This window comes from Candidatus Accumulibacter sp. ACC012, from assembly GCF_907163155.1.
Taxonomy (GTDB): Bacteria; Pseudomonadota; Gammaproteobacteria; order Burkholderiales; family Rhodocyclaceae; genus Accumulibacter; species Accumulibacter delftensis.
Genome location: NZ_CAJQUC010000002.1, coordinates 246,213 through 272,701, shown reverse-complemented (window position 1 = coordinate 272,701; position 26,489 = coordinate 246,213). Strand labels below are relative to the sequence as shown.

Below are 26,489 nucleotides of genomic sequence, written 5' to 3'. Positions count from 1 at the left end.
CTCGTCGCAGCACTGACCTGCCGCGACAGCCCTGGTGGACGAAGCAATGCGCCTGATCAAGGATTTCTCGACTTCGGCCGTAACTGCCGGCTTCGTCGCCGTTCTGATCGGCTTCACCAGTTCGGCGGTGATCGTTTTCCAGGCCGCCCAGGCGCTGCACGCAAGCCCTGCCGAGATCGCTTCCTGGATGTGCGCACTCGGCGTTGGCATGGGCTTGACCAGCATCGCCCTGTCGCTGCGCTTCCGGGTGCCGGTGCTGACCGCCTGGTCGACACCCGGTGCGGCGATGCTGATCACGAGTGCCGCCGGCGTCTCGATGCCGGAAGCGATCGGCGCTTTTCTCGTCTCCGCGGCCCTGATCACGGTCTCCGGCTTCAGTGGCTTGTTCGAGCGGATGATCAGCCGCATTCCGATCTCGATTGCTTCGGGAATGCTCGCAGGCGTCCTGCTGCGTTTCGGTCTCGACGCCTTCCTGGCCATGCAAAGCCAGTTCGTCCTCGTTTTCCCGATGTTCTGCGCCTACCTGCTCGGCCGCCGGCTGCTGCCGCGCTACGCGATCATCATGACCTTTCTCGTCGGTGTCGGTATTGCTGCCGGTCAAGGCTCGCTGCGCGTCGACGAGATCCACCTCGAACTGGCGATGCCGGTATTCATCACCCCGGAGTTGTCGTGGCAGGCGCTGATCGGCGTCGCGCTACCGCTCTACGTGGTGACCATGGCCTCCCAGAACCTCCCCGGCGTCGCCGTCATCCGCGCTTCGGGCTATCAGCTACCGATCTCGCCGCTGATCGGCTGGACCGGCGCCGCCAACCTGCTGCTCGCCCCATTCGGCGCTTACGCGCTGAATCTGGCGGCGATTACCGCCGCCATCTGCATGAGCCGCGAAGCGCACGAAGACCCCGAAAAACGCTACGTCGCCGCCATCGCCGCCGGCTTCTTCTATCTGCTGATCGGCGTTTTCGGGGCTACCGTCGGCTCGCTTTTCCTGGCCTTCCCGAAGGAACTGGTGCTGGCCATCGCCGGCTTCGCACTGCTCGGGACCATCGGTAGCGGCCTCGCCGCCGCCCTGAGCCAGGAAGCCGAACGCGAGCCGGCACTGCTGACTTTCCTGGTCACCGCTTCGGGAGTCGCCTTTGCCGGGGTCGGCTCGCCGTTCTGGGGCCTGCTCGCCGGACTGGCGGCATTGATCGTCCTGCGCAGCAAGCGCCGCCCCATCCAGCAGCCCTAGCCTTCGAGCGCCTCCCAGCGTTCGAGCAGCTGCACCAGCTGATCGTCGATTTCACTCAGCCGTGCCGCCAGCCGCTGCGCCTCCTCGGGTTGCGACTGGTACAACCGGGCATCGGCCAGACGCTCGCCGATCGCCTTCTGCTCGCTCTCCAGTGCACTGATCCGCTGTGGCAACTCCTCCAGCTCGCGCGCTTCCTTCCAGGAGAGCTTGCCGCCGCCCGGTTTTTGCGCAGCCGCCTTGGCGTTGGCCGTAGTCTCCGCCGCACGCGCGTCGCTGCGCTTGCCGCTGCTCGCCGCCAGCGCCTCGTCACGCAGGCGGCCCGCCTGGTAGTCGGCCCAGTCCTGATAGCCACCGGCGTACTCGCGCCAGGTGCCGTCGCCTTCCGAAGCGATGGTCTGGGTCACCACGTTGTCGATGAAAGCGCGGTCGTGACTGACCAGGAACAGCGTCCCGGTGTATTCCTGCAGCAACTCCTCGAGCAGTTCAAGGGTCTCGATGTCGAGGTCGTTGGTCGGCTCGTCGAGCACCAGCACATTTGCCGGACGCGCGAACAGGCGCGCCAGCAGCAGCCGGTTGCGCTCGCCGCCGGACAGCGAACTGACCAGCGAACGCGCGCGCTGCGGCGCAAAGAGAAAATCACCGAGGTAGCTGATCACGTGCTTGCGCTGGTTACCGATCTCGACGAAGTCGGAGCCCGGCGAGATGACATCGATCAGCGTCGCCTCTTCGTCGAGCGCACTGCGAAACTGGTCGAAATAGGCCACTTCCACTTTCGTTCCCAGATACACCTTGCCCTGGTCCGGAGACAGCTCGCCGAGAATCATGCGCAACAAGGTCGTCTTGCCGGCGCCGTTCGGGCCGATGACACCGATCTTGTCGCCACGCTGCAAGCGACAGGAGAAATCGCGCACCACCGCCTTGTCGCCGTAGCTCTTGCTGACATGTTCGAGCGCCGCCACCAGCTTGCCGCTCTTGACCCCGGCGTCGAGCGCCAACTCGACCTTGCCCTGGCGCTCGCGTCGCGCCGCCCGATCACGACGCAACTGTTCGAGGCGCAGGACTCGCCCTTCGTTGCGCGTCCGCCGCGCCTTGATACCCTGGCGAATCCAGACTTCTTCCTGGGCCAGGAACTTGTCGGAACGGGCATTGTTCTGCGCCTCGTCGTGCAGCATCATCTCCTTGCGCGACTGGTACTCGCCGAAACTGCCCGGACAGGACATCAGACGACCACGGTCGAGTTCGACGATGCGTGTCGCCACGCGCTCGAGGAAACGCCGGTCGTGAGTGATGAACGCCAGCGTCACCCCCGACGACACCAGCATTTCCTCCAGCCACTCAATGGCGCCGATGTCGAGATGGTTGGTCGGCTCGTCGAGCAGCAACAGCTCCGGCGAGACAGCGAGCGCCTGCGCCAGCGCCAGGCGCTTCTTCTGGCCACCGGAAAGCGTTCCCACCAGCGCGTCGGCGTCCAGCGAGAAGCGCTGGATGACCCGCTCGGCCTGCGCCTCGAAGGACCAGGCGTCACGCGCTTCGAGTTCCGTCTGCAGGAGCTGCATGCGATCGAGCAATTGCTCGTGATCAGCGTCCGCCTCGCCCAGCGCGTGCGACACCGCGTGATACTCGGCGAGCAGCTTCGACAGGTCACCCATGCCGGCAACGACCGCCTCGAAGACGCTCAACGCCGGGTCGAAGGGTGGCTCCTGCGGTACATAGCCGATACGCAATCCCGGCTGTCGCCACACCGCCCCATCGTCGAGCCCCCCCGTGCCCGCCAGCGCGCAGAGCAGCGACGACTTGCCGGTGCCGTTGCGGCCAATCAGCGCCACCCGTTCGCCAGGGTCCAGCTGGAATTCGGCGTGGTCAAGAAGCGGCACATGGCCGAAAGCGAGCGAGGCGTCGGAGAGAATCAGATACGGCATGAGGGCGGGTAAGTTTCCTGTGGGGGGGTGGTCCTGCTGGGGATACTCAGCCAAGATGCGCGCCGGTGGAAGCCAAGAAATCGACGAGAACGGCAGCAGCGCGGCAAGAGCGCGCGATTTTACTCCGATGCGCGCTCCGGCAGGTTCAAATCGGGCCAAGGGCTGCCCTTACAGTTCGCGGCCCACGATGAATATGGCCACAAAGTCGAATTGGCGAAATCGAAGGCAGCGGCTACAATACCCGCCCCTCTCCTCGTAGCACAATGGATAGTGCACGCGCCTCCTAAGCGTGGGATACAGGTTCGATTCCTGTCGAGGGGACGATAACAAGCGCCGCGACCGTCCGCAGCAGTCCATAACTGGTAGTAAATACCAGGAATGGAACGGTTCTTGGCTCCCCGGAGGGCGCGCAGGTGAAACTCGAACAGCAGGCTGCACTTCTGTAGTCAGTCCCACCAGCGACCGGCGGTGCGCCGGTCCGGCGGGCTGCCGAGTGCACGGCGCTGATCGGCGTGTTCGCGCAACAGCCGTTCGAGGTGGGCTTGCTGCACCGACCAGTCATACCAGCGGCGCGCTGCGATGCACGCCGGCGGACGCGAACAGGTGCGCCTACAGCCGGAGCAGCAGTAGCGGCAGATCGGTATCGGATTGAGTGAAACCTGCCCGGCTCGGCGGTCGGCCTTGCGCTCATAGTGCCCAGGATCTTGAGCCCGCAATGCGGGCAGCACGGCGGCCGATACACTTCGGGGGTTTGCCTGATGGCCTCAAGATGCTGCTCGATCGTGTCGATGCCGGCTACAATTCGCTGCATGGGCTGGGCTCTTTTCTATGTGGGTTGTCTCGATAACTTTCCACGATAGCAGCGGTCTCCCGGCCCATCTTTCGTTCACTTCGTCCCAGCCTCGTTCAGGCAGCACCCCTCCCTTCGCTCTCGCCGTTCATGGGATAGGCGACGCAGTCAGTTACTGGAGAGCGGCGGACGTAACACTTGCGACGACGCATCGGAGGCTCGCCGTCGCAGCTCGGAGCCTTGCGCCTGAAGCTCCGAGCCTTGCGCGCGGAGCGCGCTGCCTGTCGCGGCGCACAGGCCGTGGCGACCGGACTTGGCTGACGCTTGCGGCTGTAGCGAGCGGCCATCGCTTCCTTCAAGGCATCGACCCCGGCGCCCTTGCCGAAGACCTTGGCCAGCGCATAACCCTCGAGCGCGGCCGTCAGGATGTCGCTGCCGAGCGCGATTTCGGTGTCGTCGGCCCCGGCTACCCGGCTGCGCTGCGGCGCGGCAAAGGGCCGCGTCGTGCATCGACAACAAGCCGCGCGCCCGGTCGCCCAGTGTCTGACGAACTCACCGGGTACGCCGGCCGCCGAGCAGGCGACGACCGGCAAGGGTGTTTCTTCGCTTCCCGGAATCGTCAACGACAAGCGCCGCACGAGCGCTGATAGCGCCACGTCACAAGAGCCATCGCCATGCCGGCTACTCGTCATTGCCCGATTAATCGGGCGATCCTCATCTCGCCGGCGGCTGCGGCAAATGGAGAACCCAAGTACGATCTTCCGGCTCCAACCCCTCCAAATTGACCGGGCCGGACGGCCGCCCGTGACGCGCGATTGCTTGTCGATGGCCGCTTTGCAGTACGATTACCGGGCGGCGTCTTTCGGCCAAGACCAGACAACGCAGCCTGATAAGATCGAGACGCACGAGCTGCTGATTGCCCTTTCGAAACCGGACTCTTGGGTATCCGTAGCGACGTACGCTTAGCGTGAATTCTTGCTGGAGAAAGTTACATTGATAAGCAAAGCCATTGCTGGAATAAACATCGCGCTTACCTGTGTCTTTGCATCGTTTTTTTCTACCTTTGTCTGCGCTCTAGAAACCACGAAGTTGATTAATGTTGTACAAGCTGCAGAGAATGCGCTACAAGCCAGAGTAGGCATGACGGTGTTTGACGCAAACACAGGGACGACTTGGCAATATCGGGGCGACGAACGGTTCCCTCTGAATAGTACGCACAAGATATTTTCCTGCGCAGCATTGCTCGCGAAGGTCGATGGGAAGTCTCTATCACTAGATCAATCCGTATCCATCTCGAAGGAAATGTTGGTCACCTATTCGCCGATTACCGAAAAATCGCTGTCTCCTCAAACGATGACATTTGGCGAGGTTTGCCGTGCAGCGGTGAGCTATAGCGACAACACGGCCGCAAACGTTGTCTTTGATGCCATTGGAGGAACAACCGGATTCAACTCATACATGCAATCCATCGGCGATGATCAAACCAGGCTCGACCGCAAAGAACCTGAGTTGAACGACGCAACACCGGGTGACGAGCGTGATACCACCACCCCCAACGACATCGTTAGCAGCCTGAGAAAAATCCTCCTTGGGAACGGGCTGTCGGTTTCATCCCGAAACGTGCTGACACAATGGATGCTGGACGATCAAGTCGCCGGTGCGCTACTGCGAGCTTCACTGCCATCCAACTGGAAGATTGCCGACAAGACCGGAGCGGGTGGCTACGGCTCACGCTCGATCGTGGCGGTAATCTGGCCGCCATCGAAGCAGCCAGTGGTGGTTGGCATTTATGTCACGCAAACCAAAGCATCCTTGCAGGCCAGCAATGAGGCGATTGCAAGAATAGGAGCGGCACTGAAAGAAGCGATCGGCCGTTGATGCATCAAACTTTCTGAGGACAAGGGCGAACGGCAGGTATCGGATCTGGAGTCGACTATTGATAAGGAAAAGATCATCCAGCCGTTGTGGGTCGTTTGCTGCAGCAGCAGAACTAACCCGTGTTTAACATTCTCAAAAAAACCTCTTGCATAATCAACTGCTTGCAAGGCACTTGAATCTCTAATGGCACAACAAGCGCGTAATTTCGTGTCAGGCGACCAGTTTTCGGGTTCCTCCGGGGTCTGAGTTGACGCCCAAGGCGCGATAGATCGCCATCAGCTCGGGCTCGGCGGCAGTGGCCTTGCGGACGTGCAGCGTGCGGCCATCGCGTTGCCGGAAAGTCGTCGTCACCCGGCGCTGGATCGAGAGGGTTTCGCGCAGGGTCGCCCAACTGTCGGGAATGCCCGCCGCCTTCAGCTTTAGGCGAAGGAACTGCACACACTGGTAAGCCAGCACGGTAATGAACAGATGGCCGTCGGCGCGCTCTTCCTTGTGATGAAAGACCGGCCGCAAGCCCAGCTCACTCTTGAGGCTGCGAAACACACTCTCCAGGTCAGTCAGCAGGGTGTAGGTGCGCCAGAGCCGCTCCTCGTCCCAGTCGAGTTCATTAGTGCGCAAGCAATAGACGCCCGGGTGCGTCGCTTGGCTCCCCTCGCGCGGCACCTTCTGCCAGGTGATCCCGGTGACCCGCTTGCCCGATTCGTCCGTCACCAGGTCCACCGTGTAATGCTGGCTGGTGCCGCGACTCTTCTGCTTCAGCCGGCCGAGTCGTTCGTGCAATTTGTCGGGGCGCTTCTCGGCACGTGGTTTGGCCAGGCCGTCCTGCATTTGCTGCAGTCCGGCTTCGAAGCGCTGGCTGAAGGATTCGAGCATGGCCTCCTCCTTGAGCTGCCGACCCGGTGAATGGCAAAACAACTGCAGCTCTTTCCCGTCTTCACTGAGCGCCTTTTGCAGCCGCAACGGTTGCTCGTCGGCGGTCTCGATCGTGACCGCCTGTGTTTCATCGAACTGCCGGGTCCCCCCGCGACGAACGACCAGGTAGCGATAGCCATGTTCGACCAGCCAGGCGATGTTGGCTTCGGTAGCGATGCCCGCGTCCATGATCACCAGCGCCCCTGCCGGGGCGTCCAGTCCGGTCAGCATGCCAGCAAGCGTGCCGGCTTCGCTGACATTGCCTTCGAAGGTCTGCGAGCGGCGCACAAAGCCACTGCCGTCGAGCACCAGGCCGAGCGTCACCAACGGGCAGTCGCTGCGCTTCTCCTTGGAACGGGCACGCTTGGCCTTGCGATTACTCGGAACTTCGCCTTCAAAATACGTGTTGGTCAGGTCGTAGAGCGTGATCGTCTCTTCCAGGCCAAAGAGCGTGCGAACGGTGCCGAACAAGCGCGCTTCAATCACTTCCCGATGCTTCATCAGGACGTCCGAAGCACGGTAAAGACTCATGTGCGACATCGACAGGAAGTCGACGTCGATCAGCTCGCCCAAGGCGCTCTGCTTCTGCAGCCAGCTCCAGGTCGCCCGCTCGGAGCCCGGGCGGCCCATTCTCCCGATCAGGTTGCCGATAATCGACGCCCGCAGCACGCCATTGACGCCCAACTCTCGCAATTGGTCGATGATGCCCAGTTCGGTCAGCGCATGCAGACCGACGTGCTCGACGCCAACCGAGCGCGGCTGCATCACTTGCAGCGAGTCAATATCGACTTCCTCGAACGTCACCGGCGGACGCGGCTTTCCGCAGGGCTCACTGGCCTCCGCCGCCGGCGGCGAGTCGCTCATCGGCGACCGCACGATCAGTTGCCCCGCGTAGCGCTGGGCTGCGCTTTCGATAGGGCCCGTGCAGGGCAGTGGCAGGAGCGCTTCCTGGGGATGCAGAAGCTGTTCGATGCGACGACACAGCACCGGCCAGTCCTCCTGCTTGATGGCGAAATTACGCCCGAGATTCAGCAGGGTGATCTGACGGACCTTGCCTGCGACGCGTTCGCCCCGCACCAGCCGAAAGGTGAAGTAGCCCTCGCCGGTGACCTTGTTGTTCGTTCGTGTCTGTCGGATATACATGCCCACGATCGTACAAGAAATGCAAGGGGAAAAACTAGGCTTGAAAAACTATTATGGCACAACATTGCGCCTCAGAAATGCGGCCTATTGAGAATCAATGACTTACAATCGCCGCAGCCCGGAAAAGGCCGCAATATGACAAAGAGTTGTTAAAGAGGGGCTAAGAACCGGCCGTCCAGAATGGTTCTCGGCGTTGCTCGGCCCAAGCTGTCTGCACCGGCCAGCTGAATGGTGAATGCGGCGCGACAAGCAGCCCGCACGTCACTGCGAGGGTGGGCAATGACGGTGGGTGCGAAATGCTTGCCGAAAGTCTCATCAAAAATGCAACACAACACTCGCATCGAGTCGGAAATCTACCGCCCTCCCTTGGCACGTCTCCCGACAACAATCAGCGCGACAGTGGCCACGGCGACAAACAGCATCATCGGCTCAATCGCTTCTCCCAGAAATAATGCGGAAAATCCCAGCGTAAGAAATAGTTGGAGCAACTGTACCTGACTCACTTTGGCAATTCCGCCCATGAGCAATCCGCGATACCAGAAGAAAAATCCGATCCACTGACTCATCAGGCCCAGATAAACAAAAGCCAGCCACCCTGTCAAAGGCACTGCGGCCAGGCTAACCGGGCTTACGTATAACATATAAGGCAGCGTCACTGGAAAGCCCACGAGTAGCGCCCAGGAAATCACTTCCGGACCGCTGATGTACTTTGTGGCGATTGCTCCACAGGCATAGCCAAGCGCTCCGAGCAAAACCCCCAGCAGCAGTAGACCATCAGGGGTATGCAATGTTCCCGAGGCATGAACCCAGGCGTATCCGCAGACCAAGCAAGTGCCAACTGCGGCACAAACCCAGAAGGCGGCTGGCAGGCGTTCGCGATTCAGGCTGGCGCCGATAACGGCGGTGGCCAGAGGAAGAATGCCGTTGATAACCGCCGAGTGACTCGATGACACCCATTGCAGGGCAAGGGTATTGAGCAATGGCCAGCCAAAGACAACGCCTGCTGTTGTGCCAAGCAAAGGCCACCAGGCTTCACGGGGAGGTGGTTTTCGCTTTGTCAGAAGCAGATAGGCCATGCCGGCGAATGCTGCCAACACCGCGCGCCCGGCCCAGACAAACCATGCCGACATCAGGTCGCCGGAAAGCGCGATTTTTGTGATCGGCATTGTTAGGCTGAAAATCAGTACGCCAAGAGCGCCCAATATCAAACCACGGACAGACGGAGTCATCAAGAGTGGGTCCCTGAGTCAAGAGCGCCATCTAAGTCTGCCGGCGATGATGGCAGGCCTCAACTGGCTGGCTGATTATCGCGGCAGAGCCGTCTTCGCCAAAATGCCTTCGCCAAAAAAAATGCCGCGCGCGGCACTCGGCGCGCGCGGGCAATTGCGGGGAGGCGCCCGCCCCCCATTGGATCAGCGAACCTTGCCGGCCTTCCACGCGTTCAGCAGCGTCTCATAGGCGATGGTCTCACCCTTGGGCTTTTCGTTAGCCAGTTTCTTCCACGGAGCGCCCCTGTCGCTCAGCCACTTGCTCGGGTCGCTCTTCGGGTTCAGCTTCGGTGGGCAGTGAGCCATGCCGGCGCGCTCGAGGCGAGCCATCACCTGGTCCATCTCCTCGGCGAGGTTGTCCATCGCCTGTTGTGGAGTCTTCTCGCCGGTCACGGCGACAGCCACGTTCTTCCACCACAACTGCGCCAGCTTCGGGTAATCCGGCACGTTGGTGCCGGTCGGCGTCCACGCGACGCGTGCCGGGCTGCGATAGAACTCGACCAGGCCACCCAGCTTGGGGGCCATGTCGGTCATCGCCTGGCTCTTGATGTCGGACTCACGAATCGGCGTCAGGCCGACGATGGTCTTCTTCAGCGAAGTGGTCTTGGCGGTGATGAACTGCGCGTACAGCCAGGCAGCGGCCGTCTTGTCGGCGTCGTGCGCCGCAAAGAAAGTCCATGAGCCGACGTCCTGGTAGCCGTTCTGCATGCCCTGCTTCCAGTACGGGCCGTTCGGGCCGGGGGCCATGCGCCACTTCGGAGTGCCGTCGGCGTTAACCACCGGCAGGCCGGCCTTGATCATGTCGGCGGTGAACGCCGTGTACCAGAAGATCTGCTGCGCGATCTGGCCTTGCGCGGGCACCGGGCCGGCTTCGCCGAAAGTCATGCCGGTGGCCTCTTTCGGGGCGTATTGCTTCATCCAGTCGACATACTTGGTCAAGGCGTACACCCCGGCCGGCGAGTTGACGGCGCCGCCGCGCGAGACCGAGGCGCCGACCGGCGTGCATTTGTCGTCGGCGACGCGAATCCCCCATTCGTCGACCGGCATGCCGTTCGGGATGCCGATGTCGGCCGTGCCGGCCATCGACAGCCAGGCGTCGGTGAAACGCCAGCCCAGCGAAGGATCTTTCTTGCCGTAGTCCATATGGCCGTACACCGGCTTGCCGTCGATGCTCTTCACCTCATCGCTGAAGAAGGCGGCGATGTCTTCATAGGCGCTCCAGTTCAGCGGTACGCCGAGTTCGTAGCCGTATTTGGCCTTGAACTGGTCTTTCAGGTCCTGGCGCGCGAAGAGGTCGGCGCGAAACCAGTACAGGTTGGCGAACTGCTGGTCGGGAAGCTGATACAGCTTGCCGTCCGGTGCGGTCGTGAAGCTGGTGCCAATGAAATCCTTCAGGTCCAGTCCTGGGTTCGTCCACTCCTTGCCCTTGCCGGCCATGTAGTCGGTCAGGTTCATGATCTTGCCGTAGCGATAGTGGGTGCCAATCAGGTCGGAGTCGGAAATCCAGCCGTCGTAGATGGACCTGCCCGACTGCATCGAGGTCTGCAGTTTCTCGACGACATCGCCCTCCTGGATCAGGTCGTGCTTGACCTTGATGCCGGTGATCTCCTCGAAGGCCCTGGCCAGGGTCTTCGATTCATACTCGTGGGTGGTGATGGTCTCGGATACGACCGAGATCTCATTGACTCCCCTGGCTTGCAGCTTCCTGGCGGCGTCGATGAACCACTTCATCTCGGCCATCTGCTGATCCTTGTTCAGCGTCGATGGCTGGAACTCGGTATCAATCCATTTTTTGGCCTCGGATTCGCCGGCCCAGGCCTGACTGGCGAGCGCGCAAGCGATAGTGAGGGCCATCGTCGTGTGGCGTAGTTTCATTGGTCGTCTCCTCGTGCACATGCATCCCCGTGAATAGCCTTGCTCAGCACGGCCCCGGGGACGCTGCGGGCCGGATTCGAGAAAACCATTCAGCCTTTTCGCATCACCAGTAGCAGCGCGGCGATTGAAATGGCAAAACTGATCCAGATGCTCGGATCCTGCTCAAGCGTCAACCACTCGGCGAATTTTCCCGACAGCCCGACGAAGGCCAGATTGATGTAGGCGGCGCCGAGCAGTCCGATGAACAGGCGATCGCCACGCGTCGTTGCCATGGGCAGAAAGCCCTTGCGCAGCGTCGTCGGTGATTTGATCTCCCACACCGTCATTGCCGCCAGCAGCAGGGCAATGAAGATGAAAAAAACAGCCACCGGTGTGGTCCATACCATCCAGGCAAACATCGTTCAGCTCCTGTAAGCGGCAACACAACGACCTGGCGCTGCCGGAATGCAACTTGCGGCAGCGCCCATCACACCCGCCCCATGGCAAAGCCCTTGGCGATGTAATGGCGGACAAACCAGATCACGATGGCGCCCGGCACGATGGTCAGGACGCCGGCGGCGGCCAGCGTCGCCCAGTCCATGCCCGATGCCGAGACGGTACGCGTCATGGTCGCCACGATAGGTTTGGCATCGACGCTGGTCAGCGTGCGCGCCAGCAACAGTTCCACCCAACTGAACATGAAGCAGAAGAAGGCCGTGACGCCGACGCCGGCCTTGATCAGCGGCAGAAAAATGGTCAGGAAGAAACGCGGGAAGGAATAGCCATCGATATAGGCGGTTTCGTCGATCTCGCGCGGAATACCGCTCATGAAGCCTTCCAGTATCCATACCGCCAATGGCACGTTGAACACCAGATGCGCCAGTGCCACCGCAATATGCGTGTCCATCAGACCGAGGGTCGAGTAGAGCTGAAAGAAGGGCAGCAGGAAAACTGCCGGCGGCGTCATGCGGTTGGTCAGCAGCCAGAAGAAGAGGTGTTTGTCGCCGATAAAGCTGTAGCGCGAAAAAGCGTAGGCCGCGGGCAGAGCCACGCTGATCGAGATCGTCATGTTGATGGCGACGATGATCAGGCTGTTGAGGTAGCCGGAATACCAGGCCGGATCAGTGAAGATGGTGCGGTAGTTGTCCCAGGTGAAGTCCTGCGGGAAAAACGAGAAACTGGAAAGGATTTCCGCGTTGGTCTTGAAGCTCATGTTGACCATCCAGTAGATGGGCAGCAGCGCAAAGACGATATAGAGAATCAGGAACAGGGTGCGCTTCTGGAAGCGGTTTTCATTCATGGCCGGCGCCCTCCTTGTCGGCGGTGCCGACACGCTGCATCCAATTGTAGAGGATGAAACACAAGAGCAGGATGATCAGAAAGTAAATCAGCGAGAAAGCGGCAGCCGGCCCGAGATCGAACTGGCCGACCGCTTTCTGAGTCAGGTACTGGCTGAGAAAAGTGGTCGAATTTCCCGGACCACCGCCCGTCAGAACAAAAGGCTCGGTATAAATCATGAAGCTGTCCATGAAGCGCAGGAGCACGGCGATCATCAATACGCCGCGCATTTTGGGTAGCTGGATGTAGCGGAAGACGGCCAATTTGGAGGCACCGTCTATGCGTGCGGCCTGGTAGTAGGCATCGGGGATGGAGCGTAGTCCGGCAAAGCAGAGTAGCGCCACCAGCGGTGTCCAGTGCCAGACATCCATGCTCAGTACGGTGAGCCAGGCATGCGTGGCATTGCCGGTGTAGCTGTAATCGAAACCCATCTTCTGCAGCATCGCACCCAGCAAACCAATGTCGGCGCGACCGTAGATTTGCCAGATCGTGCCGACCACGTTCCACGGAATCAGCAGCGACAGCGCCACCATCACGAGCACCGCCGAGGCTTTCCAGCCCTTCGCTGGCATGGCCAGGGCGAGCATGATGCCGAGCGGAATCTCCACCGTCAGAACCGCCAGCGAAAAGCCCAGTTGCCGCCACAGGGCGGCATGCAGTTCGTCATCGCGCATGACCAGCGCAAACCATTCCGTGCCCACGAAGACCCGCCGCTCGGGCGAGAAAATGTCCTGCAAGGAATAATTGACCACCGTCATCAAAGGCAGCACGGCGGAGAAGGCGACGCAAATGACCACCGGCAGCACCAGCCACCAGGCCTTTTGGTTAACGGGCTTGGTGCTCAGCACGGGAGGAGTTCCTCATTCTTGTAGAAACAGGTGTGTGATCCCAACACGCCCAGCCAGACCCGGTCGCCGCAGCGGGGTATCTCCTGATCGGGACGCAAGCGCGCCTTGATCGCCAGATCGCCGCATTGGCCGGTCAACAGCACGTGGGTACCGATGTCCAGTGCCTGCGTGACCTTGACCGGCAGGGCCGTCGGGTCTTCGGCAGCGCTGAGCACGACGTATTCGGGCCGGATACCAAGTTTCAGTTCGCCTGCGGGCAAGGCAAGGTCTCGGCCCAGTCCAAGCCGGTGTTCGGCGACCAGCAGTGCCCGCTCATGGACCCGCGCCGGCAGGAAGTTCATGCCCGGCGAACCAATGAAATTGCCCACGAAAGTGTGCTGCGGCCTTTCGAACAACTCCTCGGCGCTTCCCACCTGCACCGAGCGACCGCGCGTCATGACCATCACCTGATCGGCAAAAGTCAAAGCTTCCACCTGATCATGCGTAACGTAGATCAGCGTCAGTTTCAGCTCGAGATGAATCTGTTTCAGTTTTCGCCGCAGCTGCCACTTCAGGTGCGGATCGATGACGGTCAGGGGTTCGTCGAACAACACCGCCGACACGTCGTGCCTGACCAGGCCGCGCCCGAGCGATATCTTCTGCTTGGCGTCGGCGGCAAGGTTCGCGGCGCGCTGATCGAGTTGGCCACTCAGTTCCAGCATTTCGGCAATTTCAGCCACGCGCTTCCTGATCTGATCGCCGGGCATTTTCCGGTTGCGCAGGGGGAAGGCCAGGTTGTCGGCCACGGTCATGGTGTCGTAGATCACGGGAAACTGGAACACCTGGGCGATATTGCGTTGCTGCGGGCTGAGTTGCGTGACGTTGCGGCCGTCGAACTCGACGCTTCCCCGCGACGGCGCCAGCAGGCCCGACATGATGTTGAGCATCGTCGTCTTGCCGCAACCCGAGGGGCCGAGCAGGGCATAGGCGCCGCCATCGGCAAAACTCATCTTCATTGGCAGTAGCGCGTAGTCCTCATCCTGTTGCGGATTGGCCAGGTAGGAATGCGCGAGGTCGAGATCGATGCGCGCCATGTCAATGCCCTCCCCGCCGTTGCGGAGCCACGAGCAAGGTCCCCTGCGCATCGAATACATAGACATGGGCGGGATTGAGCTGCAGGGTCAGCGCTGTGCCCAGCATGAAACGATGCACACCGCCAAGCTGCGCCACCACTTCCCCGACGGCCGTGGACAGGTGCACAAAAGTGTCCGAGCCGGAGATTTCGGCCAGCTCGACGCGGCCGGCCAGGGGCACGTCGCCTGCGCTTTCCTGCAGGCGCAGGGCGCTGGCGCGTACGCCAACGGTCAGGGCGGTCGTCGCTTGTTGCGCAAGGACTGCCGGGAGGCGAATCGAAAGCGCCGGGCCGGCCTTCAATTGCACCCCATGGCTGCTTGCTGCAGCGGCGATCAGGTTCATCGGCGGATCGCTGAAGGCGCGGGCGACGCGCAAGGACTTGGGGGCATGGAAGACCTCGGCGGTGGGTCCATACTGCAGCAGTTCGCCGGCATCCATGACCGCCGTGTGCCCACCCAGCAGCAAGGCCTCGCCCGGCTCGGTGGTGGCGTAGATGACCGTTGAATCGCCGGCCGCAAACAGCTCGCTCAGTTCTTCGCGCAATTCCTCGCGCAGCTTGTAGTCGAGATTGACCAGGGGTTCGTCGAGCAGCATCAGCGGGGCACCCTTGGCCAGCGCACGCGCCAACGCCACGCGCTGTTGCTGGCCGCCGGAAAGCTCGGCCGGGTAGCGGTCCAGGAAGCCATCGATGTGCAGCCGCTGCGCCAGCGCACGCACGCGCTCATCAATATTCTTTTCGCCACGCAGCTTCAATGGCGAAGCGATATTGTCGGCGACCCGTAACGAGGGGTAGTTGATGAATTGCTGATAGACCATCGCCACGTTGCGGTCGCGTACCGAAACACCGGTAACATCCTGGCCATTCACCCTCACCACCCCGCGGGTGGGCGTGTCGAGGCCGGCCATGATGCGCATCAAGCTGGTCTTCCCCGCCTGGGTGGCGCCCAGCAGCACGGTTACCGCGTTGCGCTTCGGCGCGAGGTCCATTGTGTAGAGCCAGGACTGCGCCCCCACCCGCTTGCTGATGCCTTGCAGTTCCAATTCCATGGCGATGGTCTCCCGGAACGCAGTTTGCTTCGAAGTCGGCGCTTCATCAAGCGACTTTTCTCTATTGGCCTCCCGATCCTCACGGACCGTGCCCGCGCCTAAAGCCGCGCCGCGAGAATCTGTGCAATCTCGTCATCAGTGAGCACAATGGGATTGGTCTTCATGCTGCTGCCACGACAATTGGCCACGATGCGCGGGAAGTCGGCGCGGGTGATTCGCCAGTTTGACAGGCGCGGCAAGGCGAGCGTTTGCTCCCATTGGCGCAAGCTCGTGACCAGGAAGCTGCGTGCATCCTGAGCCTTCATTCCCTTCTGCATGGCAAAGCGACGGCCGATCTCGGCGTATTTCGGCAGCGCAGGATTCTCGGGATCGCGCCTTTCCATCGCCGCAATATTGACCGCCGTTGCCGTGGCGACCAGTGTGCCGCAGGCCGCGCCGTGGGGAATCGGAAAAAAGGCGCCGAGGGGCGAGGCGAGGCCATGAACGGCACCGAGACCGGTCTGCGCCAGGCAGATGCCCGACAGCAGCGAGGCGTAGGCCATCTTCTCGCGTGCCGGGGCAGATTGTTCGGCATACAGCGGCAACAGCGCATCCCTGGCCGCCATGATGCCGGAGCGCGCAAGCGCATCCGTCATCGGGTTGCTGCCTGTCGAGACGAAGGATTCGAGGAGTTGCGTGAAGGCATCCATGCCATCGGCGGCGATGAGCTGCGGCGGACAGCTGACGAGCAGGTCAGGATCGACGATCGCCCATTCGGCCACCAGTTGCTCATCGCGAAAGGATTTCTTGAACTGTCCGTGAATTGACAATACGGCGTTCCTGGTGGCTTCCGAGCCAGTGCCGGCCGTGCTTGGTACGGCGATCAAGGGCGTCGACGGGCCGCCATAGGGTAGCTCGGGACCGACGCCCTCGAGATGATCGAGCACCGAATTGCCTGGCTTGAGCAGGCCGGCGATGGCCTTAGCCGCATCAAGGGCGCTGCCGCCGCCGATAGCAATCACGGCATCAAACGCTTCGCCTTGCAATGCCGAGACGGTGGCATCAATAAAAGTCGGCGCTGGCTCGGTGACGATCTTGACGATTTCCCAGCGGCAATCCCGCTGGCGCAAGGCAGCGAAGAGCCGCGGCGCATGCGCCGAGCCGAGAAAGCTCCGTGCGCCCGTGATCAGCAGCAGGCGCTTGCCATAGCTGGCGGCGATGTCCGGCAAGTTGCTCAGGGAACCGCAGCCGAACCTGATCTGCGGCAGACGGGCGATGGCAAACGCAGCGAAGCTCATGCAGGGACCCTCCTTCCATGTTCCAGTGGGTGCATCAAGCAGTGCAATGCAAACCCGGATTTCGCCGGCCAGGCAGTTCTTGAACCCTGTATGCCCGCTTCGCTAGTGCCGGGCTGCGCGAAGTATGGAACCTATAAATTCCGGCTACCGCGTGGGTTTCGCGCCGCTGTAATGCTTGCTGAAGGCCGCATCGGGAACGGTGAATGCGGCACCGCACTAGCTCCGGCCGACGCGCTGCCAGGCACGCCGTGTTGACCTTCGTCATTGCCTCCGCACTTGCTTGTGGCATTCTTCAAGCATGATCGCGGAAAGCGTGGTACGAAATTCCAGCATCGCCAGCCCTCCACAGCCATCCCCCAGCGACGCCAAGCCAGAGCCAAGCCATAGCCATGATGCCCGTTAGCAGCGACCTTCCCGATGCCTTCTGCCGACCCCTGCGGGACCTCGCCGACGCTCAGTCGATCGTCGGCGAAATCGAAGCCCTGCTCAGCACGCGGCAGCTCAGTCTGCGCCTGCCGCCGCCCGTGCCGAACACTTGCTGTGGTCGGGGCTGCAACGGCTGCGTCTGGCAGGGCTACTACCAGGCGCTGGGGTACTGGCGGGATCAGGCCCGGGCCCTCTTGGGCTGATCAAATCGCGTCAGCACAACCACCGCCGTCGGGGAAGGATAGAATAGCCAGTTCCAAGAGGGTGTGACGAGCTCGTTTGCAGAGAAGGGCCGTCGCGACCAGCGGCCGTCCAGTCCTGCCGAATCCACCAATTCCGCCAATTCCGCCAATTCCGCCAATTCCACCAATTCCACCAATTCCACCCAGCGCGAATCCGACAACACCGGAACCGACGCTGCGCCTGACTCGGAGCAAGAAGGTATGAGCATGGATGATCTCGCCCTACTGCGACGGCAGCTCGAAGAGGAGCGCGCAGCGCGCAAGAAAGCCGAGGACTTGCTCGAAGAAACGGTCCGCGAGCTGACGCTTGCCAATCAATTGTTGCAGCGCTATCTCGACGCCGTGCCATGCATCGTGGTCGCTCTGGACACTCGTGCTTGCATCGCGATGATCAATCGTGCGGGCTGCGCCCTGCTCGGCCAGCCGGAGAGCGCGCTACTCGGGCAGCCCTGGTTCGAGCACTGCCTGCCGCAGCCAAGCGGCAAGTCCGTCCTCCTCCCCTGCTTTCTGCAACTTGTCAGCGGCGAGGGACAGGCCCAGGAAGCACTGTCGGAATATCCCGTCGTCGACGCGGATGGGCAGCAGCGTCTGATGGCCTGGCACACGGGTATGCTGACCGACGCTGCCGGGGTAATCGTCGGCACGCTGAGTTCCGGTGAAGAGATCAGCGAACGAAAACTGGCTGAAGCAGCGATCGCCGAATCCAGAAACCTGCTCCTGAAGGTCATTGATACCGTGCCTGCTCGCGTCTTCTGGAAGGACACCGATTTACGCTTTCTTGGCTGTAATAGGAGGTTTGCCGAGGATGCCGGGATGCCGAGTCCTGACGACCTGATCGGCAAGGACGACTATCAGATGGTGTGGGCAGAACAGGCCGATCATTATCGCGCCGACGATCGGGAAGTCATGGCCGCCGGGGCACCGCGACTGTTCTTTGAAGAACAGCAGACCACTGCCAGCGGTGAGACCGTCTGGCTGCGGACGTCCAAGATCCCGCTGATCAATGACGACAATGAAACCTTCGGCGTGCTGGGGGTGTACGAGGACATCACTGAATGCCGCCGGATCGAAGCCGACAATCGCATCCATCTCGCCGAGTTGACTGCCCTCAATGGCATGCTCATCGAAGCGCAAAACCAGATGCTGCGATCGGTGAAGATGGCTTCCGTCGGTCGACTGGCGGCAGGCGTAGCGAACGAGATCGACAAGCCCTTCGCCTTCATCAACTCCAATCTGGAAGCCCTCAAGGGGCACGTGGCGGATCTGTTGAGCGTGCTGGAAGCCTACGAGAAAGCTGAACCGGCGCTGGCCGGGCAGGTGGCTTTCCTGGCCGCCATCGAGCAGGCGAAAGAAAAGGCGCATCTTGCCTTCATGCAGCACGATATCCTGAACCTGATCAGCGAATCGCTCGACGGTGTGCAGCGCGCCAAGACGGCCGTCGAAACTCTCAAGGAGTTTTCGCGCGTGGACACCGCCGAGTGGCAGCTTGCAAACCTTGAGAAAGGCCTGGAGAGCACACTCAACATCGTCTGGAACGAGATCAAGGACAAGGCAAAAATCAAGAAGGACTACGCCGGCATCCCCGACATAGAATGCCTTGCTCCGCAACTCAACCAGGTCTTCCTGAATCTGGTGATCAATGCCGCGCAAGCCATCGACGAGCGCGGCGTGATCATCCTGCGCACCGGCTTCGACGAGCATGAGGTGTGGGTTGAAGTCGGCGATACCGGCAAGGGCATCGAGCCCGAAGACATGGACAAGATCTTCGACCCTTTCTTCACCACCAAAGCGACTGGCAAAGGAAGCGGCCTCGGCCTGTCACTAGCCGACAACATTGTTCGCCGCCATGGTGGGAGACTCGATACGCGCAGCAAACCGGGCAAAGGAAGCGTGTTTCGCGTCACCTTGCCGCGCAACCGCTTGCTCAACAAGGAAGGTTTCTGAACCCACCGCCAACAAGCGCGGCTCGTAAGCTCCCCTCTCGGCCCTTCCTCTCACCGCAACGCTGACCACTCTTATGGACGCCAGCCTGATTGCCACCTACGCTTTGCTCGCCATCGCCGCTTTCTGCGCCGGGGCGATGAACTCGGTTGCCGGTGGCGGCACCTTCCTGTCGTTTCCGGCGCTGCTCGCCGCCGGCGTCCCGCCCGTGATGGCCAACGCCAGCAACTCGGTTGCCCTCTGGCCAGGCAGCCTCGCCGCCGCGTGGGCTTTTCGTACCGAACTGCTGCGCTTTCGCACGGCGCTGCCGCTGCTGACCCTGGTTGCCTTCCTCGGTGGCATCGCCGGTGGCCTGTTGCTGCTCGCCACGTCGAACGCTGCCTTCGCGAACCTGATTCCCTGGCTGCTCCTCGTGGCCACGGTTCTCTTCGCCTTCAGTACGCAGTTTTCGGCCTTGGTCGCTGGCCTGCGCAAACCTGCGCGCGAAGCCGATGGCGGCCCCGCCAACAGCCGGCAAGTTGGCGTCGGCGGCTTCGCGTTTCAGCTCGCGGTGTCGATATACGGTGGCTTCTTTGGCGCCGGCATGGGCATCCTGATGCTCGCCGCGTTGGCGATCCAGGGATTCGACGATGTGCACGAGATCAATGCCCTGAAGAACTGGCTATCGGCGGTGATCTACTCGGTTGCGGTGGTCACCTTCGTCGTCGCCGATGCGGTTTCCTGGCCCCACACGACGGTGATGCTGGTGACCGGAACGCTTGGCGGCTACACGGGCGGCCGCGTCGCGCGCCGCATTCCTGCCCTGTGGTTACGACGCTTCATTGTCGCGCTCGGCAGCTTGCTGACCCTGGCGTATTTCTACAAGAGCGGAGTGAATTAGAAGCAGCAAGCGAAGGCAGCGCTCGATTCGGCCAGGCTCAACCTTTCCTACACCGTCATCTGTTCGCCGGTGAATGGCTCCCGGGGCCAAACGCGCGATTGACGCCGCATGACCGCGGCTCATACACTCTCGCGGGCACCATCTCTCCTCCATTGATGATCTCAGCCCTCACCCCTGCGCCTTGAAGGGAGCCACACATGGCCGATGGCCTTGGCCGCAAAGCAATCGCCAGACTGCCCATCGTCGACTACGATCAGGTTCGCGATCAGCTGCGTACCGGCGACATCGTCTTTTGCTCTGGCACCTACTTCTTCTCGCAGACCATCCAGTGGTTCACGCGATCCGTCTGGAGCCATGTCGGCATCATCTATCGCGACGACAATCTGCAGCGCATCTTCGTGCTCGAGAGCGAAACCGCCATCGGGGTCCGCCTCGCTCCCTTGTCCAAGTATCTGCGCGATTACCACGGTCGCAACAAGCCCTACAAAGGACGCATGGTGATCGCCCGCATCACCCCCGGCCCGGACGACGAGAAACTCAAGTCGGTGATCAGCTTCGGCATGGACGAACTCACCAGGCCTTACGACAACTGGGAGATCTGCCGCATCGCGATGCGGATTCTCTTCAGGCGCGGCCGCAAGAACCGAGACCGCAAGTACATCTGCTCGGAACTGGTCTACGAGGCTTTTCGCAAGGCGGAGGTCGCGTTCAAGTTCCACCGCAATTCGATCAGCCCGGACGACATCTGGAACGATGAACGCGTGATGATGCAGTTCCGTATCATGTGACGGGACTCGTTCCGCGGCCCTCTTCCGCTGCCCTCTTCCTCTTGCATTGAACTCTTTCCGAGAAAGAAAGCCATGATCGACCAGACCGTCGCCGACTTCAGCCTGCCGGCTACCGGCGGCCAGACCTTCACGCTGTCGGCCTGCCCGGGCAGCACCGTCGTACTCTACTTCTACCCCAAGGACAGCACGCCGGGGTGCACCACCGAGGCTCAGCAATTCCGCGATCTCCACCCGCAGTTCGTCGAGGCCGGCGCCATCGTCGTCGGCGTCTCACGCGACAGCATCCGCTCGCACGAGAACTTCAAGGCCAAGCAGGACCTGCCCTTCGCTCTGCTCTCCGATGCCGACGAATTGCTATGCACACGCTTCGCGGTGATCAAAATGAAATCGCTGTACGGCAAGCAGGTCCGCGGTATCGAGCGCAGCACCTTTGTCATCGATGGCAAGGGGGTGTTGCGGCGCGAATGGCGCGCTCTGAAAGTAGCCGGCCATGCGCAGCAAGTGCTGGATTTCGTCGTTCAGCTCTGATCACCAAGCCTGACCGATAAACCCTCATCCGGAAGACCTGCGCATGATCCGCTCATCTGCCACCGCCGCCGGCGACGCCGCTGCCAAGCCGAGGAAACTCTTCGTCCTCGACACCAATGTCCTGATGCACGACCCGAGCAGTGTCTACCGTTTCCAGGAGCACGACATCTTCCTGCCGATCATGACCCTGGAAGAACTGGACAATCACAAGAAGGGGATGTCCGAGATCGCGCGCAATGCTCGCCAGGTGACACGAACGCTCGATGAAATAGTCAGCAGCATCGACGACGCCATCGACCAGGGCATCGAGCTCGACGAAGCTTCGCGCGGACTGGCCAGCGGTCGTCTCTTTCTGCAGACCGAGGCGATCGCCAGTGAGCTCCCGGCAGGACTACCGACAGCCAAGGCCGACAACCAGATTCTGGCGGTTGTCATCCACCTGCAACGCCAGCATCCCGAGCGTTCGGTGATCCTCGTCTCCAAAGACATCAACATGCGCATCAAGGCGCGCACGCTCGGGCTGCAAGCGCAGGACTACTTCAACGACAAGGTTCTCGAAGACAGCGACCTCCTGTACACCGGCATCCGCGAACTGGGCTCGGATTTCTGGGACCAGCATGCGCAGGGGATGGAGTCCTGGCAGCAGGACGGTCACACGCTGTACCGCCTCAAGGGCCCGCTGTGCGCGCAATTTCTGGCCAACCAGTTCCTCATCCAGGACGGCGAGAGCCCGTTGCATGCGATCGTCCGCGACGCCTCTGCAATGAGCGCCGAGATTGCCACCCTGACCGACTATACGCACAGCAGGAACAGCGTCTGGGGAATCACCGCGCGCAACCGCGAGCAGAACTTTGCGTTCAATCTGCTAATGAATCCGGAAATCGATTTTGTCACCCTGCTCGGCCAGGCGGGTACCGGCAAGACGCTGCTCACGCTCGCCGCTGGACTCACCCAGGTGCTCGAAAGCAGGCGCTACAGCGAAATCATCATCACCCGGGTCACCGTGCCGGTCGGTGAGGACATCGGTTTTCTGCCAGGCACCGAAGAAGAGAAGATGGGGCCGTGGATGGGCGCCCTTGAAGACAACCTCGAAGTCCTCAATCAGAGCGATGAAGACGCGGGCGACTGGGGGCGTGCAGCCACCCACGACCTGATTCGCAACCGCATCAAGATCAAGTCGCTCAATTTCATGCGCGGTCGAACGTTCCTCAACAAGTTTCTGATTATCGACGAAGCGCAGAATCTGACTCCGAAGCAGATGAAGACGCTGATTACCCGCGCCGGGCCAGCGACGAAAGTGATCTGCCTCGGCAATATCGCCCAGATCGATACGCCCTATCTTACCGAAGGCAGTTCCGGCCTCGCCTACGTCGTCGATCGTTTCAAGGGCTGGGCGTACGCCGGGCATATCACCCTGCAACGCGGCGAACGCTCCCGCCTCGCCGACTACGCGGCCGAGGTGCTATAATTTTCTGCCATTGGCGGGCCGTGTCTAGGACACGGCCCGGTCGTTTGTAGCCACCGATCCGTGCTACCTGCTCCGTCCGACCAGGATCCCGCGCTTACCGGAGAGTCGATTGAAACGACGCAATTTCCTTGCTGCTTCGGCACTTCTTTCGCTACTGGCGCCGACGTCGGTGTTGGCCGCAAAAAAAAGCAAGACAAGCGCCAAAGCAACGCGTAGAAGCAGCACCAAGAAGAGCAGCCGGCAAAGCGCGCCAGCCACCGCCGAAAAGCCGAAAGCGCCTGCTGCGGCCAGTTCGCCGCAGCCAGGAGCCGAGCAACCCGACGCCACCGGCCTGCCCGATGAACCAGCGACGCCCTGGCGAATCTACGACATCACCTCGACCATCGCTCTCAAGGAGGTCAAGGGCAAGCTGCGGCTGTGGTTGCCGCTGGCGCTGCACAAGGACACGCTCTGGCAGCGTTCGCTGGGCCAGAGCTGGCAAGGTAATTTCACGAATGCCGGCATCTACCGCGACCCGGCCGAGACAATGGTGGTGTTCTACGCCGATTGGAACGAGGGGGTCGATACTCCGCAGTTGCAAATCACCAGCCAGGTCGCCAAACGAGACCGTCATTTCGACATTACCCGACGCGGCAACGCCGCTGAGCGCAGCGAAGTGCTGCGCCAGAACCTGCATGCCAGCAATTTGGTCCCCACCGACGGACTCGTACGCCGCACCGCCGAACGCGCCGTCGGTCGCATCCAGGACCCGCTGGCACGCGGCAAGGCGATTTACGACTGGGTGCTGGAAAACACCACCTACGATCCGTCGCTGCCCGGTAGCGGTCGAGGTGATATCGAAGCCATGCTCGATAGCGGCCAGTTGAGCGGAAAAAGTGCCGATATCACGCTTCTCTTCGTCGGCCTGTGTCGAGCCATTGGCATTCCTGCGCGTCCGTTTTTCGGGCAGCGCATCGACAGCTCACGATTGTTCTCCGGCCTCGGCGCGACAGGCAACCTCAGCACGGAACAGCAGTGCCGCGCCGAATTCTATACGCCGGGCTACGGCTGGATTCCGGTCAATCCGGCCGATGTGCGCAAGGCAATCCACGACGAGCACCTGAGCAGTAACGACCCGAAACTGGTCGTCCTGAGCAAGCTGCTGTTTGGTTTCTGGGAAATGAACTGGGTCGCTTTCAACAGCGCCCTGGATGTCAGGCTGCGCGGCGACAACGGTAAGGCACTACCTTTTCTGGTCGTGCCGCAGGCCGAAGTGGCTGCCAACCGCTTCGACAGCCTGGATACCAAGCGCTTCAGCTACACCGTGCACGCCAGCAGCGTCGAAGGCTAAGGCCATCGCCTGAAAAGGCTGCTCCTTGCCCGGCAATCAGTACGAGCCCGCGCTGGCGAAATTCTCGAAACGCGTGTATTCACCCAGAAAAGTAAGGCGAACGGTACCGATCGGACCGTTACGCTGCTTGCCGATGATGATCTCGGCAACGCCCTTCTCGGCCGTATCCTGGTTATAGACCTCGTCGCGATAGATGAACATGATCACATCAGCATCCTGTTCGATGGCGCCCGATTCGCGCAGGTCGGACATCACCGGGCGCTTGTTCGGACGTTGTTCGAGCGAGCGGTTGAGCTGCGAGAGGGCCATCAGGGGAACATTCAATTCCTTTGCCAGGCTCTTCAGCGAACGCGAAATCTCGGAGATCTCGGTCGCCCGGTTCTCGCCATGGCCGGTCGCGGACATCAGCTGCAGATAGTCGATGACGATCAGGCCGAGTGGACCGCACTGGCGGCGGAGGCGACGCGCGCGGGCGCGCAGATCGATCGGATTGAGCGCTGGCGTTTCGTCGATATAGATCGGCGCTTCGTGCATCTTGCCCAGGGCAAACGATAGTCGTGACCACTCGTCGTCGTTGAGCCGACCGGTACGTACGCGATGCGCGTCGAGCCGGCCCACTGAAGAAAGCATGCGCATGGCGAGTTGCGTACCGCCCATCTCCATCGAAAAAACGGCCACCGGCAGGCCGACCTCGATGGCGACATGCTCGGCGATGTTGAGCGCAAACGAAGTCTTGCCCATCGACGGCCGCCCGGCGACGATCAGCAGATCACCGCCTTGTAGACCGGAAGTCTTGCTGTCAAGATCATGATAGCCGGTGGGAACGCCAGTGATGTCCGACGGATTGTCGCGATCATGCAGTTCCTGAATACGCTCGACAACCTGTGTCAGCAGGGGGTTGATGTGCTGGAAGCCGGTCTGGTGGCGCAAGCCGCCTTCGGCGATGGCAAAGACTTTCCTCTCGGCCTCATCGAGCAAGGTCTTCGGATCGCGACCGAGCGGATTGAGCGCGCTCCCGGCGATCTCGTCACCGGCAGTCACCAGTTGCCGCAGAATCGCTCGCTCACGAACGATCTCCGCGTAACGCCGGATATTCGCCGCCGACGGCGTATTGGCGGCGAGTTCACCTAGATAGGCGAGGCCGCCGGTATCCTTGCCCTCGCCTGCCAGGTCGAGGCTTTCGGCCACGGTCACCGCGTCAGCCGGCTTGCCACGCTCCAGCAGTTTGCAAATCTGGCGGTAGATGCGCTTGTGCTCGTCGCGATAGAAGTCGCCTTCGGCCATCAGGTCGGCGATCTTGTCGAAAGCGGCATTGTCGAGCAAGAGGCCACCAAGAACCGATTGCTCGGCCTCTATCGAGTGCGGTGGCACCCGCAGCGCAGACAACGCCGGGTCAATCTGCGGGCTACGGCCGCCGTCTCGCCGCGCACCGCGACTGCTCGCGCGTGGCCCACGTTCGGAGTTTTCCGAGGGCGATGAATCTGAATCGAAGGGCTTGGCCATGACTGATCAGTGAAAAAAACGGGGCGAGCAAGGCAGCGAGTTTACCCCGCTGATGAAATTTTCCCGTTGCCCGCACGAAAAAAAGCCTTGCCCCAGGGCAAGGCTTTTTCGTGGCGCCAGCAGACGGCGCCGGATCAGACTTAGGCGATTTCTGTCAAGGAATATACCATCTTGCTTGTCTTTTCGCCCGTCTTCTATGTTACGACAACAGTTACATAGTTCGACCATGCGCCTGTTGTCGCGCCTCGAAGCCGACCGAAAATCCGGCGCAATCTGGTACGTTCTTTTCCGGCAATCGCCTTAGATCTTGAACTGTTCGGCAACGACTGAAACCGTGATCGTCGCCAGCACATCGCTATGCAGCGCGACCTGCAACTCGGTTTCGCCAATCATCTTCAGCGGACCCGCAGCCATGCGCACATCGGACTTGTCGACGGCGAAGCCGAGTAGACGCAAGCCATCAGCGATATCGAAGTTGCTCACCGAGCCGAAGAGACGGCCATCGACGCCAGCCTTGCGTTCGATGCGCACGACCACGCCCACGAATTTCTCGGCATAGGCCTGCGCAACCGCCAGTTTCTCGGCTGCCGCGCTCTCGAGTTCGGCGCGCTTGGCTTCGAATTCCTTCAGCGCCATCGGCGTTGCACGCTTGGCTTTACCCGTTGGAATGAGGAAATTACGGGCATAGCCCGCTTTGACGTTGACGAGATCACCAAGGCTGCCGAGGTTGCCAACCTTTTCCATCAGAATTACTTGCATTTCCTTGTC

General features: G+C 61.3%; 22 protein-coding genes and 1 tRNA gene. 10 read left to right on the top strand and 13 right to left on the bottom strand.

Going from position 1 to position 26,489, the window contains the following annotated elements:
* The first annotated feature begins 46 nt into the window (after positions 1–46).
* Complete coding sequence (locus tag QZ648_RS01745) at positions 47–1,228, top strand: benzoate/H(+) symporter BenE family transporter (RefSeq protein WP_291995910.1); 1,182 nt, start codon at positions 47–49, stop codon at positions 1,226–1,228.
* On the opposite strand, the gene QZ648_RS01740 is transcribed toward QZ648_RS01745, so the two are convergent.
* Positions 1,225–3,147: an ATP-binding cassette domain-containing protein gene (locus QZ648_RS01740; protein WP_291995909.1), complete on the bottom strand. Its 1,923-nt coding sequence runs from the start codon at positions 3,145–3,147 to the stop codon at positions 1,225–1,227. The genes QZ648_RS01745 and QZ648_RS01740 overlap by 4 nt on opposite strands.
* A gap of 249 nt (positions 3,148–3,396) precedes the next feature.
* Here QZ648_RS01740 and QZ648_RS01735 point away from each other — a divergent pair.
* Positions 3,397–3,468 (top strand) — tRNA-Arg (locus tag QZ648_RS01735).
* A gap of 585 nt (positions 3,469–4,053) precedes the next feature.
* On the opposite strand, the gene QZ648_RS01730 is transcribed toward QZ648_RS01735, so the two are convergent.
* On the bottom strand, positions 4,054–4,593 hold the full coding sequence (locus QZ648_RS01730; protein WP_291995908.1) for a hypothetical protein: 540 nt from the start codon (positions 4,591–4,593) through the stop codon (positions 4,054–4,056).
* Positions 4,594–4,930: 337 nt separating this feature from the next.
* Here QZ648_RS01730 and bla point away from each other — a divergent pair, with 337 nt between their 5' ends.
* Positions 4,931–5,815 (top strand): class A beta-lactamase, encoded by an 885-nt coding sequence (gene bla, locus QZ648_RS01725; protein WP_366144040.1) that lies wholly within the window; start codon positions 4,931–4,933, stop codon positions 5,813–5,815.
* Positions 5,816–6,025: 210 nt separating this feature from the next.
* Here the strand turns inward: bla and QZ648_RS01720 are convergent, their stop codons facing one another.
* From QZ648_RS01720 to QZ648_RS01680, 9 genes are all read right to left on the bottom strand, one after another.
* A complete protein-coding gene (locus QZ648_RS01720; RefSeq protein ID WP_291995907.1) occupies positions 6,026–7,870 on the bottom strand; it encodes an IS1634 family transposase in 1,845 nt (614 codons plus the stop codon).
* Positions 7,871–8,223: 353 nt separating this feature from the next.
* Positions 8,224–9,099: a DMT family transporter gene (locus QZ648_RS01715; protein ID WP_291995906.1), complete on the bottom strand. Its 876-nt coding sequence runs from the start codon at positions 9,097–9,099 to the stop codon at positions 8,224–8,226.
* A 183-nt stretch (positions 9,100–9,282) separates the two neighbouring features.
* Positions 9,283–11,013 (bottom strand): ABC transporter substrate-binding protein, encoded by a 1,731-nt coding sequence (locus QZ648_RS01710; protein ID WP_291995905.1) that lies wholly within the window; start codon positions 11,011–11,013, stop codon positions 9,283–9,285.
* A gap of 89 nt (positions 11,014–11,102) precedes the next feature.
* Positions 11,103–11,411 carry a DUF2160 domain-containing protein gene (locus tag QZ648_RS01705; protein WP_291995904.1) on the bottom strand — a complete coding sequence of 103 codons (309 nt, stop codon included), beginning with the start codon at positions 11,409–11,411 and terminating at the stop codon, positions 11,103–11,105.
* A gap of 68 nt (positions 11,412–11,479) precedes the next feature.
* The gene (locus tag QZ648_RS01700) at positions 11,480–12,292 is read right to left on the bottom strand and encodes a carbohydrate ABC transporter permease (protein WP_169067531.1); all 813 of its coding nucleotides are present in this window, start codon (positions 12,290–12,292) and stop codon (positions 11,480–11,482) included.
* A complete protein-coding gene (locus QZ648_RS01695) occupies positions 12,285–13,178 on the bottom strand; it encodes a sugar ABC transporter permease (protein WP_291995903.1) in 894 nt (297 codons plus the stop codon). The genes QZ648_RS01700 and QZ648_RS01695 overlap by 8 nt, the downstream gene beginning before the upstream one ends.
* Positions 13,172–14,251 (bottom strand): ABC transporter ATP-binding protein, encoded by a 1,080-nt coding sequence (locus QZ648_RS01690; RefSeq protein WP_169067533.1) that lies wholly within the window; start codon positions 14,249–14,251, stop codon positions 13,172–13,174. The genes QZ648_RS01695 and QZ648_RS01690 overlap by 7 nt, the downstream gene beginning before the upstream one ends.
* A 1-nt stretch (position 14,252) precedes the next feature.
* A complete protein-coding gene (locus QZ648_RS01685; protein ID WP_169067534.1) occupies positions 14,253–15,338 on the bottom strand; it encodes an ABC transporter ATP-binding protein in 1,086 nt (361 codons plus the stop codon).
* 98 nt (positions 15,339–15,436) lie between these two features.
* Positions 15,437–16,615: an iron-containing alcohol dehydrogenase gene (locus QZ648_RS01680; protein WP_291995902.1), complete on the bottom strand. Its 1,179-nt coding sequence runs from the start codon at positions 16,613–16,615 to the stop codon at positions 15,437–15,439.
* 389 nt (positions 16,616–17,004) lie between these two features.
* Here QZ648_RS01680 and QZ648_RS01675 point away from each other — a divergent pair, with 389 nt between their 5' ends.
* The 7 genes from QZ648_RS01675 (at position 17,005) to QZ648_RS01645 (ending at position 24,218) form a co-directional block, all read left to right on the top strand.
* The gene (locus tag QZ648_RS01675) at positions 17,005–17,244 is read left to right on the top strand and encodes an oxidoreductase-like domain-containing protein (RefSeq protein ID WP_248595496.1); all 240 of its coding nucleotides are present in this window, start codon (positions 17,005–17,007) and stop codon (positions 17,242–17,244) included.
* 240 nt (positions 17,245–17,484) lie between these two features.
* Positions 17,485–19,227, top strand: coding sequence for an ATP-binding protein (locus QZ648_RS01670; protein ID WP_291995901.1), 1,743 nt, complete (start codon positions 17,485–17,487; stop codon positions 19,225–19,227).
* Positions 19,228–19,300: 73 nt separating this feature from the next.
* The gene (locus QZ648_RS01665) at positions 19,301–20,104 is read left to right on the top strand and encodes a sulfite exporter TauE/SafE family protein (RefSeq protein ID WP_291995900.1); all 804 of its coding nucleotides are present in this window, start codon (positions 19,301–19,303) and stop codon (positions 20,102–20,104) included.
* Positions 20,105–20,301: 197 nt separating this feature from the next.
* The gene (locus QZ648_RS01660) at positions 20,302–20,892 is read left to right on the top strand and encodes a YiiX/YebB-like N1pC/P60 family cysteine hydrolase (protein WP_169067537.1); all 591 of its coding nucleotides are present in this window, start codon (positions 20,302–20,304) and stop codon (positions 20,890–20,892) included.
* 72 nt (positions 20,893–20,964) lie between these two features.
* Positions 20,965–21,420 carry a peroxiredoxin gene (locus QZ648_RS01655; protein WP_169067538.1) on the top strand — a complete coding sequence of 152 codons (456 nt, stop codon included), beginning with the start codon at positions 20,965–20,967 and terminating at the stop codon, positions 21,418–21,420.
* A 43-nt stretch (positions 21,421–21,463) separates the two neighbouring features.
* Entirely contained in the window at positions 21,464–22,888 is a 1,425-nt protein-coding gene (locus tag QZ648_RS01650; protein WP_291995899.1) for a PhoH family protein, read from the top strand.
* 109 nt (positions 22,889–22,997) lie between these two features.
* Positions 22,998–24,218 (top strand): transglutaminase-like domain-containing protein, encoded by a 1,221-nt coding sequence (locus QZ648_RS01645; RefSeq protein WP_291995898.1) that lies wholly within the window; start codon positions 22,998–23,000, stop codon positions 24,216–24,218.
* Positions 24,219–24,254: 36 nt separating this feature from the next.
* Here the strand turns inward: QZ648_RS01645 and dnaB are convergent, their stop codons facing one another.
* Positions 24,255–25,721, bottom strand: coding sequence for a replicative DNA helicase (gene dnaB, locus QZ648_RS01640; protein WP_248595497.1), 1,467 nt, complete (start codon positions 25,719–25,721; stop codon positions 24,255–24,257).
* A 300-nt stretch (positions 25,722–26,021) separates the two neighbouring features.
* Positions 26,022–26,480 (bottom strand): 50S ribosomal protein L9, encoded by a 459-nt coding sequence (gene rplI, locus QZ648_RS01635; protein ID WP_291995897.1) that lies wholly within the window; start codon positions 26,478–26,480, stop codon positions 26,022–26,024.
* Positions 26,481–26,489 lie beyond the last annotated feature (9 nt).

Bases quoted from the DNA above. Each gene is read 5' to 3' on its own strand.
- QZ648_RS01745 (WP_291995910.1), top strand. From the start codon at position 47: ATGCGCCTGATCAAGGATTTCTCGACTTCGGCCGTAACTGCCGGCTTC.
- QZ648_RS01740 (WP_291995909.1), bottom strand. From the start codon at position 3,147: ATGCCGTATCTGATTCTCTCCGACGCCTCGCTCGCTTTCGGCCATGTG.
- QZ648_RS01720 (WP_291995907.1), bottom strand. From the start codon at position 7,870: ATGTATATCCGACAGACACGAACGAACAACAAGGTCACCGGCGAGGGC.
- QZ648_RS01715 (WP_291995906.1), bottom strand. From the start codon at position 9,099: ATGACTCCGTCTGTCCGTGGTTTGATATTGGGCGCTCTTGGCGTACTG.
- QZ648_RS01710 (WP_291995905.1), bottom strand. From the start codon at position 11,013: ATGAAACTACGCCACACGACGATGGCCCTCACTATCGCTTGCGCGCTC.
- QZ648_RS01705 (WP_291995904.1), bottom strand. From the start codon at position 11,411: ATGTTTGCCTGGATGGTATGGACCACACCGGTGGCTGTTTTTTTCATC.
- QZ648_RS01700 (WP_169067531.1), bottom strand. From the start codon at position 12,292: ATGAATGAAAACCGCTTCCAGAAGCGCACCCTGTTCCTGATTCTCTAT.
- QZ648_RS01690 (WP_169067533.1), bottom strand. From the start codon at position 14,251: ATGGCGCGCATCGATCTCGACCTCGCGCATTCCTACCTGGCCAATCCG.
- QZ648_RS01685 (WP_169067534.1), bottom strand. From the start codon at position 15,338: ATGGAATTGGAACTGCAAGGCATCAGCAAGCGGGTGGGGGCGCAGTCC.
- QZ648_RS01680 (WP_291995902.1), bottom strand. From the start codon at position 16,615: ATGAGCTTCGCTGCGTTTGCCATCGCCCGTCTGCCGCAGATCAGGTTC.
- QZ648_RS01675 (WP_248595496.1), top strand. From the start codon at position 17,005: ATGATGCCCGTTAGCAGCGACCTTCCCGATGCCTTCTGCCGACCCCTG.
- QZ648_RS01670 (WP_291995901.1), top strand. From the start codon at position 17,485: ATGAGCATGGATGATCTCGCCCTACTGCGACGGCAGCTCGAAGAGGAG.
- QZ648_RS01665 (WP_291995900.1), top strand. From the start codon at position 19,301: ATGGACGCCAGCCTGATTGCCACCTACGCTTTGCTCGCCATCGCCGCT.
- QZ648_RS01660 (WP_169067537.1), top strand. From the start codon at position 20,302: ATGGCCGATGGCCTTGGCCGCAAAGCAATCGCCAGACTGCCCATCGTC.
- QZ648_RS01655 (WP_169067538.1), top strand. From the start codon at position 20,965: ATGATCGACCAGACCGTCGCCGACTTCAGCCTGCCGGCTACCGGCGGC.
- QZ648_RS01650 (WP_291995899.1), top strand. From the start codon at position 21,464: ATGATCCGCTCATCTGCCACCGCCGCCGGCGACGCCGCTGCCAAGCCG.
- dnaB (WP_248595497.1), bottom strand. From the start codon at position 25,721: ATGGCCAAGCCCTTCGATTCAGATTCATCGCCCTCGGAAAACTCCGAA.
- rplI (WP_291995897.1), bottom strand. From the start codon at position 26,480: ATGCAAGTAATTCTGATGGAAAAGGTTGGCAACCTCGGCAGCCTTGGT.